Origin of the sequence: Lysobacter enzymogenes (assembly GCF_017355525.1) — a bacterium.
In the GTDB taxonomy this organism is placed as follows: Bacteria; Pseudomonadota; Gammaproteobacteria; order Xanthomonadales; family Xanthomonadaceae; genus Lysobacter; species Lysobacter enzymogenes_C.
Map to the genome: position 1 here is coordinate 3,381,854 of NZ_CP067395.1, position 11,927 is coordinate 3,393,780.

The window sequence follows — 11,927 nt, forward strand, 5'->3', positions numbered from 1 at the left end:
ATGATACCGGCCGCGTGCGCCCGAGCTCAGCCGCGGCAGTAAGCTCATCCGTGCGTCAGCCGCGGGCCGAAGCCCGCAGCCCACGCGAATCCAACGCCTTGCGACATCGCCCCGTCTTCGAGCCGACCGACCATGTCCTTGTCCCAACTGTTGCGCGTCGCTTTGCTGAGCTTGCTGACGCTGACGGCCGCGGTACCGGCCATCGCCGCCGACTCCGTCGTCGCATTCGTCCGCGTCAACGTCGTGCCGATGGACCGCGAACGCGTGCTGCGCAACCAGACGGTGCTCGTCGCCGACGGCCGCATCCAGGCGATCGGGCCGCGCGTGGCCGTGCCCGCGGGCGCGCGCGTGATCGACGGCGAAGGCAAGGCCTGGTTGTCGCCGGGGCTGGCCGACATGCACACGCATTCGGACAGCCGCGAAGACATGGCGGTCTATCTCGCCAACGGCGTCACCACGCTGCTGCACATGGGCGAAGCGCCGACCGCGTTCGCGGTGAAGACGCGCGCGGCCATCGACCGCGGCGAGGTGCCGGGGCCGAAGGTGTATGCGGCGTTCATGGTCGACGGCTCGCCGCGCTACGGCCATCTGGCGGTGCGCGGCGCCGCGCAGGCGCGCGCGGTGGCCGAACTGGCGCAGGCCAACGGGTTCGATTTCATCAAGGTCTACAACGATCTCGACGCGGCGACGTTCGACGCCTTCATCCAGGCCGCCAATGAGGGCGGGCTGCCGGTGATCGGGCATGGCGTCGCCGCGGTGGGTTTGCGCCGCCAGATCGAAGCGGGCCAAATCTTGGTGGCGCACGCCGAGGAATTCTTCTACAGCCTGTTCTTCGCTCCCGGCGCGGACGATGGGCTGGCGGTGCCCGACCCAAGCCGCATCGACGAGGCGATCGCGCTGCTGAAACGTCATCGCACGTATGCGACCGCCGACCTCGCCACGTATGCCGCCGTCGCCGCGCAATGGGGAAAACGCGGCGCGACCGCAACCTATCTCGCCCAGCCCCAGGCGCGCTGGCTGGCGCCGGCCGAACGCATGGAATGGCGCAGCCGCGGCGATGCCTACGCCAAGCGCAGCGGCACGCTGGCGCCGCGGCTGGCCTATCTGCAAGCGTTCGTGCGCGCCGCGGCGGCGGCGGATCTGCCGTTGGTGATCGGCACCGACGCGCCGGTGGTGCCCGGCCTGTTTCCCGGCGCCGCGGTGCACGCGCAGCTGGCGGCGCTGGAAGCCGCCGGCGTGAGCCGCTACCGGGCGCTAAGTGCGGCCACGCGCACGCCGGGCGAGTTCATCGCGCGCCACCGGCCGGGCGGCGCGCGCTTCGGACAGGTGCTCGCGGGCTATCGCGCCGACGTGGTGCTGACCTGGGCCAATCCGCTCGACGGCCTGGGCACGCTGGAACGGCCGCTCGGCGTGATGGCGCAGGGGCGCTGGTACTCGCGGGCGCAGTTGCGCGAACTGAGCGAAAAAGTCGCGGCGGACTATGCCGAGGCCGCGCGCGTCGGCGACGGCTGAAGCGGTCCGCGATTTGGCGACGGCGGCGAATCGTGCGACACGAGTTCATCCTCGCCGGGCATCGGCGGCGGTAAGCTCCGCCCCATGCGCCTGCTCCTGCTAGAAGACCAAACCGACCTGCGCGAAGCCGTCGCCGGGCGCCTGCGCGCCAGCGGGCACGCGGTCGACGAAGCCGGCGACCTCGCCGAGGCCGAGTCGTTCGTGCAGTCGTACGCCTACGGCGCGTTCGTGCTCGACCGCACCCTGCCCGACGGCGATTCGCTGGGCGCGTTGCAAGCGTGGCGCGCGCGCGGCATCGCGACGCCAGCGCTGTTCCTGACCGCGCGCGATGCGGTCGCCGACCGCATCGACGGTTTCGCCGGCGGCGCAGACGACTATCTGGTCAAACCGTTTTCGATGGACGAGCTGGTCGCGCGCATCGGCGCCATCGGCCGGCGCGGCGGGGCGATCGTGCCGAGCACGATCCGCGTCGCCGATCTGGAAGTCGACCTGGGCCGGCGCGAGGCGCGCCGCGCCGGCGTCGCGCTGCCGCTGCGGCCGAAGGAATTCGCGCTGTTGCAGTTGTTGGCCGAACGTGCGGGGCAAGCGGTGTCGCGCCAAGACATCCTGGCCGCGTGCTGGGGCGAGGAGCAGCAGCCGGCGTCGAACGCCGAGGAAGTGCTGATCGCCACCTTGCGCCGCAAGCTCGGCGAGCCGGCGCTGCTGCGCACGGTGCGCGGGTCGGGCTATCGGCTGGAGGCGCCCGATGCCGCGCGCGCGTGACCGCGTGCTGCGGCGGCTGCATCTGCGACTGACCGCGATCTGGACCGCGGCGTGGCTGCTGTGCGTCGGCGCGTTGTGCGCAGTGGCGATCCTGACCCATGCGCAGCTGACGCAATTGGACTTGGTCTCCAGCCTGCGCCTGCGCGCCACCGCGGTGTACGGGCTGACGTGGTTCGACGCGCAGGGGCGCTTCCACGCCGAACAAGCGCGCAAGGAGCCGGGATTGCTCGACGGCGATGCCGATATCTGGGTGATCGGCTACGGCCATCCGAAGTTCCTGCTGAGGCCCGAGCGCTCGCGCTTCGAGTTCCTCGATGCCATGGAAGTTTTCGCGCCGGCGCTGCGCGGCGGGCCGGAAGCGACGCTCGAAGGCCGCGACGTGCAGGGCATTCCCTATTTGTTGGTCAGCAAGGAAACCTACGACGACCAGGACCGTCCGGTGGCGACGATCGTGGTGCTGGCCAATCGCGCCGCGCACGACGCGACGCAGGCGGCCTTCGTGCGGCGGACGTTGGCGCTCGCGTTGGGTTTCGCGCTGTTCGGCATCCTGGTCGGCCACTGGCTGTCGCGGCGTTCCTTGCGGCCGGCGATCGCTTCGTTCGAACAGCAGGAGCGTTTCCTCGCCGCGGCCGCGCACGAGCTGCGCACGCCGGTCGCGCGCTTGCAGGCGCTGTGCGAGACCGCGCACGACGGGCGCGAGCCGGCCGAGCAGGTACTCGGCAAGGTCGAACGCGTGGCGGGGCAGACGGCTGGGTTGGTCGACAAGTTGTTGCTGCTGGCGCGCCTGGATGCAGCAGCGGCGCCGGCAACGAAAGAACCGGTGCGGCTGGATCTGTTGGTGGAAGCAGTAGTTCCCGAAGACGAAGCCGTCGAGTTCCACGCGGTCGAATCGGTGATCGACGCCGACGTGCGGCTGGTACAGACCGCGGTACGCAACCTGATCGAGAACGCGCTGGTGCATGCGGCGAAGACGGCCGACGCCGCGCCGGTCGTGGTCACCGTCGAACCCGGCAAGGTGATCGTCGAAGATCGCGGCCCGGGGTTTCCCGACGAATCGCTCGCGCGCATGCGCGAGCCGTTCGTGTCCGGGCCGGGCAGCCCGGGCAGCGGCTTGGGGCTGTCGATCGTGCAGCACATCGCGCAACTGCATGGCGGCGAGTTGCGCTTGTCGAACCGGCCCGGCGGCGGCGCGCGGGTCGAGTTGGTTTTGCGCGCCTGACCGCAAAGCGAAACCGGGCGAACTCAAAACGGGTTCCGGCGTTCGCCGCAATGGCGGCAGGTGGGTCGAACGATACGGGTCGGTTCCGGCACTCGCCGGAATAGCAGAGGGTGGGTTGGGCGATACCGGCCGGTTCCGGCCTTCGCCGCAACGACGTTGCCCAGCAAGGGTTTTCGGCCCGTCGGCCGCCTTGTCTGAACGGGTTGCACCGCAGCCGGACCGGTATCAGCTGGATATCAGGTTCGCTGCGTAACGTGCGCCCCGTCGCCCAACCCACAGGCCCGCCGCCATGCCCACCCCGAACCTCCCCGCCGCCCGCCCCGCCTGGCTCGCCGTCGCTGCCGGCGTGCTGCTGGCCGCCGGCCTGACCCAACCCAGCGTCGCCCGCGCCCAGTCCGGCTACATGCCCGACGAGACCGCGCGCCACGACGCCACCTGGCTGCAATGGCCGCACGCCTACACCTACGGCCGCGCCTACCGCGACCGCCTCGACCCGACCTGGGTCGCGATGACCCGCGCCCTGGTCGCCAGCGAGCGCGTCAACATCGTCGTCTACGACGCCACCGAGCAGGCGCGCGTGCGCAAACTGCTGAGCGCCGCCGGCGTGGCGCTGAACAACGTCGGCTTCCTGATCCGCCCGACCGACGACGTGTGGGTGCGCGACAACGGCCCGCTGTTCGTCTACGACCGCAACGACCGCCTGACCATCGGCGACTGGGGCTTCAACGGCTGGGGCCTGGACGCGCCGTACCGCAAGGACGACACCGTGCCGGCCGCGGTCGCCAAGCAACTCGGCCTGCCGCGCACCGACTTGAACGACGTCATCCTGGAAGGCGGCGCGATCGAAGTCGACGGCCGCGGCACCCTGATCGCCACCCGCAGCTCGACCCGCGAACCCAACCGCAACGCCGACCTCAGCGAAGCCGAACTCGAAGAAGTGCTGAGCGACCAGCTCGGCATCCGCAAGTTCATCTGGCTCGACGGCAAGGACGGCGGCAAGGAAGACATCACCGACATGCACGTCGACGGCTTCGCCCGCTTCGGCCTGCCCGACACCCTGGTCACCATGAGCCGCGCCGATCTGCGCAGCTGGGGCCTGTCGTCGGCCGATATTGAGCGCGTGCACACGGCGAGCGACGTCGACGGCAAGCCCTACAAGCTGGTGCAGCTGCCGCTGACCGCCAACGACGTGGTCACCACCTACGGCTACGAGCTGGGCTACCAGGGTTCGTACGTGAACTTCTACGTCGGCAACAGCGTGGTGCTGATGCCGGCCTACAACGACCCGAACGACGCCAAGGCCCAGGCGATCCTGCAAAAGGCCTTCCCGGGCCGCACCGTCGTCGCCATCGACGTGCGCAACCTCTACCGCAACGGCGGCATGGTCCACTGCGTCACCCAGCAACAACCCGCCACCCTCTAACCCCATCGCAACGCAAACCGGCCCCTACCTGTAGGAGCGGCGCAAGCCGCGACCGCGCCACCACGCCTACGACGAACCTCCCCCCGCGCGAACGGCAGGCCCGCCCCAAAAGCGAGCCTGCCGCCGCGCCGGCAGCGCGACTTACAACGCCCCAGCCACGATCCCCGAAGCCGCCCCCGCCGCCGGCCCCGCCGCCACCGCGGTCACCGGGTTCGACCCCAGAATCGCGCCGGTCGCCGCATCGGTCGCCACCGTGGCCACCACCTTGATCACCACGCGCAGCCACTTCGGCAGCTTCGCGTGCGAATCCTCCAACCGGTCGATGTAGTACGGCGTCCAGAACTGCAACGAATGCCGCGCGGTGCTCAGCGACGCCAGAATCCCGCGCGCGCCCGGCGACTTGTCGCCCAGCTGCGCCAGCGCCTGCGTTTCCAGCGCCGCCAGCGCGCGGTCGATCTCCTCCGGCGACTGCGCCTGCGGCGACAGCGCGGCTTCGATGCGCTTGACGAAGGCGTACTCGGCCGGCGTGAACTGCGAGGCGTACGGCGCGATGCGCTGGCTGTAGCTCAGGTTCGGATTGGTCGGCATGTACGGCTGATAGGTCCTGACGAAATCCGCCACCGTCCCCTGCGGACGGTAGCCGCAGCGCGTCACCAGCAATTCCAGCGACGGCGGCTGCGACCCGTCGGCCATCAGGCAGCCCAGGTAGGCGTTGTGCTCGACGCCCACGTTGTCCAGCGGATTGCCGGCCAGCGCCGACCCGCTGAACCCAAGGCCCGCCACCAGGGCGAACGCGGTGGAAACGCCGATCCGATGCAGTTTGCTCATGAAAACGTCCTCTGTGATGGTTGTCGTTATCGTGTAGTCGCCGCAGCCCGGCACGGACGCGCCGCCTCGGCGACACCACAGTTGCCACGCCGCCGCGGCGCTGGCGAGGAACGATCGGGGACGTTTCGGGGATGCAACGCAGAACGAATGCGGACGATTCGGGGAACGAAACGGCAACGCCGTGATGCGCTTCCTGGATCGTTCTTAGCGCTCGTCAATGTTCAGACGTGACCGATGGCGGACGCGCACCGCGCGGCGAAAACGCAGCGGGAAACGCATGCGCCCGCCTCGGCGGATCAGGCGCGCTCGAGCAAGCTCACGTCGGCATCGTCGCCGAGCGCATCGGCCGGGTAATGCACCAGCCCCGACGCGCCGGTGAGCAGAACGCAACCACCGCCGAGGTAGGCCCACTCATCGGCGATATACCCCTCCAGCGCGATCTGCTGATCGATCAGCACCACCACCCGGCAGGTGTCCTCGCTGCCGAAACGGGCGATGTCGCCCAACTGCACGTCCTGCCCATCGTGATAACGCATCGTGGCCATGACCGGCTCCGCTAGGGTCCGCCGCGGCCTTGCGCCGCGGCGGCGATCAGCTTAGCCCCACCGGCGCGCGAGGGCACGTCGCCGGTTGGCAGATCCGCATTCAGCGCGAGGTCTGCTGCACTTGCTGCAACTGCTGCCCGCCGGCGTCGACGCGCTCGGCGGCGGCCGGGTGGTCGAGCCACTGCGCCCGCCAGATCTGGTTCGCGCCGCCGTTCCACGAAAACGAGATCACCGGGTTGCCCTCGGCGGTGCCCGACTCGCTGATGTCCAACACCGCGCCGTGATACGGATCGTTGAGCGCGAACCAGCACTGCTCGACGAAATCCAGCGCGAACTCCGGCGGATCGATGCGGTCGCCGTCCTGCGGCTGGCTCAGTTGCTCCAGCACCAGCTGATCGCTGGCCGTGCCCTCCCACGACAGGTATTGGCTGGTGTCGCCGTCCCAGGCCAGGCTGAAGACGTTGGGCCCGAGCGCATTCACCCGCATCGCGGTCTGCCCCGGGCTGCCGGCCGACAGGCGGTGCACGGCGGCCACCGACCAGCCGGACGAATCCGCCGTCGGCGGGAACACGCCCAGCGCCACGTCCGGGTCGAGGTACGAGATCAGCCGGATGCGTTTGTTGCCGGAAAATTCGTCGATGCTGGTGAGATTGCCGTAAGCGTCCATCGTGGGGGCCCCTGTGCGCGGCGGAATGCCGTCACCGTCTAACGTCGGCGGCGCGTGGCGGGGGCCACCGCCCACGAAAACGCCCGCCGCGGCCTCGGGTGCCGCGGCGGGCGCCGGCTCATCGCCGCGAACCACCGACCCGCCCGGCCGGCGCGTCCCTGCGCGTCGCCGTCGGCGCGCGCGGCGAATCGCCTGGCTCGATCACTCCGCGTTCTGCCAATCCAGCAACGCGGCGGCCACGATGCCCGAGGCCACGCCCGCCGCCGGGCCGGCCGCCGGCGCCGCGCCGATCGACGCCACCGCCGCCGCGGTCGCCGCATCGGCGGCCACGCTCGCGACCACGCGCACCACCACCTTCAGCCACCGCGGCCAGCGCGCGGCGACTTCGCCGGATTCGCGCTCCGAGTAATACGGCGTCCAGAACGCCAGCGAATGGCGCGCGGTGCTCAGCGACGCGAGGATCGCGCGCGCGCCGGTGCTCTTGTCGCCCAGCTGCGCCAGCGCCTGCGCTTCCAGCTTGTCGAGCGCCTTGTCGAGCTCCTCCGGCGATTTCGCCTGGGTCGACAGCGCCGCGTCGATGCGTTCGACGAAGGCGTACTCGGCCTCGCTGAAGTTCGCGCGATACGGCGCCAGCCGCTCGGCGTAGGTCGACTTGGCGTCCTTCGGCATGAACGGCTCGTAGGCGCGGACGAATTCTTCCGGCTTGCTTTCGGGGCGATAACCGCAGCGGTCGATCAGACGCTGCAGCGACGGAATCTTGCCTTCGTCGGCCATCAGGCAACTCAGGTACGCGTTGTGTTCGACGCCCACCCTGTCCATCGGATTGGCGGCCCACGCCGACGAGCTGAAACCGGCGGCGAGCGCCAGGGCGAGCGCGATGCGATTCATCTGGTTCATGCGGATGTCCTCTGCGATGAGAATGCGGTTGGATGCGATTGGTTGAGCACCGCGATCGGGAACCGATGCGGTGCCGACAGAGGGCCACGGCCGACCGCGCGAAAACGAGGACGTTGCCGGGACGATTCCGGGCCAGCGCGCCGGATGAGTCAGGCCGATCCCGGGAACAAATCGATGGAACTGCGATGGCTTGCGCGGCGCGCGGCGGACGCGCGTCGACGTATTCGACTTCCGTTCTCGCCGCCGATGATGCGAATGCGCAACGCCGCGTGCGCGCCGCCGTCGAAGCGAGCGCGGGCGCCGCGCTGTTCAGCCGCAGCGACGCGGCAAATCGCTCCACGCCGCACACATCGAACGAGACGCACGCACGGCCCTAACCCGGATGGCGCATTGACGCGCACTTTCACGCGGCGCCCCAATGCGACGACCAGGAAGGACCGGGCCGCCGCGCGCGCGCCCGCACGCACGGCCGCGCACCCGCCCGCCTCGCCCTGGAGCCAAACCGATGAGCCTCACCCGCCGCACCTTCCTGCTCGGCAGCGCCGCCGGCGCCGTCGCCGCCTCGCCGCTCGCCCGCGCGCTCGCCGCCGCGCGCATCCAAACCGCCAGCGGCCCCGGCGACGTCGTCGGCAAAGTCACCGTCGGCTACCAAGGCTGGTTCGCCGCGCCCGGCGACGGCGCCCCGATCAACGGCTGGTGGCACTGGGCCCACGACTGGGGCCGCGCGCCGGATCCGAACAACAACGCGATCAAATCCTGGCCGGACATGCGCGAGTACGCGCGCAGCTACCAGACCAACTTCGCGCCGCTGCGCAACGGCCAACCCGCACGCCTGTTCTCCCACTACGATCAGGACACCGTCGACACCCACTTCCGCTGGATGCAGCAATACGGCATCGACACCGCCGCGCTGCAACGCTTCAACCCCTTCGGCGGCGAAGGCCCCACGCGCGACGCGATGGCCGCGAAAGTGCGCCAGGCCGCGGAGCGCTACCAGCGCAAGTTCTACATCATGTACGACGTGACCGGCTGGACCCAGATGCACGGCCAGATCACCGCCGACTGGCGCGACAAGATGTCCGCGCTGACGGCCTCGCCCGCGTACGCACGCCAGAACGGCAAGCCTGTCGTCTGCATTTGGGGCTTCGGCTTCGACGACCCTGGCCGCCCGTTCGGCGCCGCCGAATGCGCCGACGTGGTCGCGTGGTTCAAGGCGCAAGGCTGCTACGTCATCGGCGGCGTGCCGACGCGCTGGCGCACCGGCGACTCGGTGCGTCCCGGCTTCCTCGACGTGTTCCATCAGTTCGACATGCTGTCGCCGTGGATGATCGGCGTCATCGGCAAGATTCCCGAGGCCGATGCGTTCTTCCAGTCGGTCAATATCGCCGACAAGAACTACTGCGACGCGCGCGGCATCGACTACCAGCCCTGCGTTCTTCCGGGCGACCTCGCGCTCGGCCAACGCGCGCACGGCAACCTGATGTGGCGCCAGTTCTACAACCTCGCGGGGTTGGGCGTCGCTGGCTTCTATATCTCGATGTTCGACGAATACAACGAAGGCAACCAGATCGCCAAGACCGCCGAAACGCAGAACGACGTGCCGGCCAACTTCAACTTCGCCGCCTTGAACGAAGACGGCATCGCGTGTTCGTCCGACTACTACCTGCGCCTGACCGGCGACGGCGGTCGCATGCTCAAGGGCGCGCGCCCGTTGACGCCGGTGCGGCCGACCGCGCCGACGATCGGCAGCGATGCCGGCGTGGCGACGGTGCTTAGCCTGCGCTCGCGCGTAAACAACCGCTACGTCGCTGCCGAAAGCGGCGGCAGCGCACCGCTGATTGCGAACCGCGAAGCCATCGGCCCGTGGGAGCGCTTCGACATGGTCGACGCCGGCGGCGGCGACGTGGCGCTGCTGTCGCATGCCAACGCGAAGTTCGTAACCGTCGACGTAGCGCAGGGCAATGCGCTGATCGCCAACCGCGACACCGTCGGCACCCGCGAGCGCTTCCGCATCGAGATGCGGCCCGGAGGCATAGCGGCGCTGCGCGCGCGCGCCAACGACCGCTACGTAACGGCGACGAACGAAGCCAAGGGCGCGCTGATCCCCACCGCGACCCAGGTCGGCGGCTGGGAACTGTTCGACCTGACCATCGCCTGACGCGGGCCGCGCACCGCGCCGCCCGCCGACCCGCGAACGCGGCGCCTTACCCGCGCCGCGCCGCCTCGATCTTGGCGATATCGATCTTGCCCATCTCCATCATCGCGTCGAACGCGCGCTTGGCCGCGGCGCGGTCGGGATCGTGGAACGCATCGGTCAGCGCGCGCGGCGTGATCTGCCACGACACGCCCCACTTGTCCTTGCACCAACCGCAGGCGCTTTCCTTGCCGTCGTTGCCGACGATCGCATCCCACAAGCGATCGGTCTCGGCCTGATCGTCGGTCGCGATCTGGAACGAAAACGCCTCGGTCTGCTTGAACGCCGGCCCGCCGTTCAAGCCCAGGCACGGAATGCCCGCGACCGTGAACTCCACCGTCAACACATTGCCCTGCTTGCCGTCGGGATAATCGCCCGGCGCGGTGTGCACCGCGGTGACCTTACTGTCCGGAAATGTCTTCGCATAGAACTCGGCGGCTTCCAGAGCGGTGCCGTCGTACCACAGGCAGATGGTGTTCTTCGGGATCATCGTCGTTCTCCTGTCGCAGGAAAGAAACACGGTTCGCGTCGCGCGAACCCCCGATGGTAGCAGCGGCCCGGCGGCGCGTTGCGCGCGGACCGGCTTTCCGCGGCGCGCAGGCATCGAATCGCCTCGCTAAACAGGCGCCGCCACCCCGACCCGCCGCACTATCGGCCGACCCGCCCCGCTCAATCGCCCAACCCGCGCGGCAACGCCAGCCCCGACGCCCCGGCGACCACCTTGCGCACGCTGGAGACCGCCGCGGACGACAGCGACCCCTTGACCACGAACGCCGGCGTGTTGCCGCCGATATCGGTCAACGACGCATACACCAACCGCGTCCCCTCGGCCGTCGGCGTCATCAGCCACTCCCCGCGCGACCGCAGCGCGATGCAATCCGGCGTCGGCCCCGCCGCGGCCTCGTCCAGCGACGCGAACTTCACCCGGACCGCACCGTCGCCCAAGTCCTTGCGCTCGAAGCGCATCGAATAACAACGATCCGCCGCCACCGGCGTGCTGAGCACATCCGCCCACACCGCCACCTCCGGCCCGCGCTGGATGAAACGGCGGCGGATGTTCTTGTTCTTCGCGTCGAGGTACTTGCCGAGCAGATAGTCCGCGACGGTGTCCGGCGAGGCCTTCAGCGACGTGGTGACGCGCAGCTCGTCGAAGCGCTCGCCGGCGATGCGGCGGGCTTCGAGGTGGAGGCCGTTTTCGTTGCTGAGGGTGCGCCAGGGGGAAGGTTGCGCGGCGGCGGCTGGCAAGCAGACGACCGCCGCGCAAAACAGGACCGCCAGATAGCGGGCCGCCGTCCTCCGTACAAGCAGGATTCGCCCCACGACCGGATTAAGGATCGATGCCATGTCTCATCTCCCGGCGACTGACCGTTGCGCGGATTCGATGCGACAGGCATGACAAAGGCAAGACAGTCCCCGCGCCGGGAGGCTACGGCGCACTAGTCGGGCCGGACGTCGAGCCCATCGCCACATTCAGGCTCGGGCCCGCGAGCCGCCTTCACCCGCTCCCACAGCGCGTCCGGCGTTTTGTTCTTCCACACGCCATGCAGCAGATCCCGGAACTCCGGATCGCGCCGGGCCGTGTCCTCGATCCGCTCGATAAAGTAATCGCCGAAGTCGGCGATCATGTCTTCCAGCGCTCCCGCCGCAAGATAGCCAAGTACATGCCTGGGCGGCTTTCGGGCGAGCACGGCCATCACGAACTGCCACATCGTCTCGAAATCGACGAGCTTGAGCGGGAAAATAGTGAGCTCATCGGCCCACCACAAAGGGTGATCGGAGCCGATGTCTGCGCGTTCGGGCAGCGTATTAATTTCTATAAAAGCGTCTACCCAAGCATCGAGCGTAGGTTTGGTGTGCATGAATCAGGCGGCATGGCCGCG

12 protein-coding genes are annotated in these 11,927 nt (G+C 69.3%); 5 read left to right on the plus strand and 7 right to left on the minus strand.

The annotated features are described in order from the left end of the window. Positions 1 to 132 precede the first annotated feature (132 nt). From JHW38_RS14215 to JHW38_RS14230, 4 genes are all read left to right on the plus strand, one after another. Positions 133 to 1,512, plus strand: a complete 1,380-nt coding sequence (locus tag JHW38_RS14215; protein ID WP_207521992.1) for an amidohydrolase family protein — start codon at positions 133 to 135, stop codon at positions 1,510 to 1,512. 84 nt (positions 1,513 to 1,596) lie between these two features. After that, positions 1,597 to 2,274, plus strand: coding sequence for a winged helix-turn-helix domain-containing protein (locus tag JHW38_RS14220; RefSeq protein ID WP_207521994.1), 678 nt, complete (start codon positions 1,597 to 1,599; stop codon positions 2,272 to 2,274). Further along, on the plus strand, positions 2,258 to 3,493 hold the full coding sequence (locus tag JHW38_RS14225; protein ID WP_207521995.1) for a sensor histidine kinase: 1,236 nt from the start codon (positions 2,258 to 2,260) through the stop codon (positions 3,491 to 3,493). The genes JHW38_RS14220 and JHW38_RS14225 overlap by 17 nt, the downstream gene beginning before the upstream one ends. Positions 3,494 to 3,782: 289 nt before the next feature. Then, positions 3,783 to 4,916 carry an agmatine deiminase family protein gene (locus tag JHW38_RS14230; RefSeq protein WP_207521997.1) on the plus strand — a complete coding sequence of 378 codons (1,134 nt, stop codon included), beginning with the start codon at positions 3,783 to 3,785 and terminating at the stop codon, positions 4,914 to 4,916. Between the two features lie 141 nt (positions 4,917 to 5,057). Here the strand turns inward: JHW38_RS14230 and JHW38_RS14235 are convergent, their stop codons facing one another. The 4 genes from JHW38_RS14235 to JHW38_RS14250 form a co-directional block, all read right to left on the minus strand. Then, positions 5,058 to 5,744: a hypothetical protein gene (locus tag JHW38_RS14235; RefSeq protein WP_207521998.1), complete on the minus strand. Its 687-nt coding sequence runs from the start codon at positions 5,742 to 5,744 to the stop codon at positions 5,058 to 5,060. 296 nt (positions 5,745 to 6,040) lie between these two features. Then, positions 6,041 to 6,289: a hypothetical protein gene (locus JHW38_RS14240; protein ID WP_207522000.1), complete on the minus strand. Its 249-nt coding sequence runs from the start codon at positions 6,287 to 6,289 to the stop codon at positions 6,041 to 6,043. A gap of 100 nt (positions 6,290 to 6,389) precedes the next feature. Then, entirely contained in the window at positions 6,390 to 6,956 is a 567-nt protein-coding gene (locus JHW38_RS14245) for a hypothetical protein (protein ID WP_207522002.1), read from the minus strand. Positions 6,957 to 7,157: 201 nt separating this feature from the next. Continuing rightward, a complete protein-coding gene (locus JHW38_RS14250; RefSeq protein ID WP_207522003.1) occupies positions 7,158 to 7,853 on the minus strand; it encodes a hypothetical protein in 696 nt (231 codons plus the stop codon). Positions 7,854 to 8,358: 505 nt separating this feature from the next. Between JHW38_RS14250 and JHW38_RS14255 the strand changes: the two genes are divergently transcribed. Beyond that, positions 8,359 to 10,011 (plus strand): glycoside hydrolase family 71/99-like protein, encoded by a 1,653-nt coding sequence (locus JHW38_RS14255; protein WP_207522004.1) that lies wholly within the window; start codon positions 8,359 to 8,361, stop codon positions 10,009 to 10,011. Between the two features lie 46 nt (positions 10,012 to 10,057). On the opposite strand, the gene JHW38_RS14260 is transcribed toward JHW38_RS14255, so the two are convergent. From JHW38_RS14260 to JHW38_RS14270, 3 genes are all read right to left on the minus strand, one after another. Further along, positions 10,058 to 10,537 (minus strand): VOC family protein, encoded by a 480-nt coding sequence (locus JHW38_RS14260; RefSeq protein ID WP_207522005.1) that lies wholly within the window; start codon positions 10,535 to 10,537, stop codon positions 10,058 to 10,060. A gap of 179 nt (positions 10,538 to 10,716) precedes the next feature. Continuing rightward, complete coding sequence (locus JHW38_RS14265; protein ID WP_207522006.1) at positions 10,717 to 11,391, minus strand: hypothetical protein; 675 nt, start codon at positions 11,389 to 11,391, stop codon at positions 10,717 to 10,719. Positions 11,392 to 11,483: 92 nt separating this feature from the next. Then, on the minus strand, positions 11,484 to 11,906 hold the full coding sequence (locus JHW38_RS14270) for a DUF6869 domain-containing protein (protein WP_207522007.1): 423 nt from the start codon (positions 11,904 to 11,906) through the stop codon (positions 11,484 to 11,486). Positions 11,907 to 11,927: the final 21 nt, after the last annotated feature.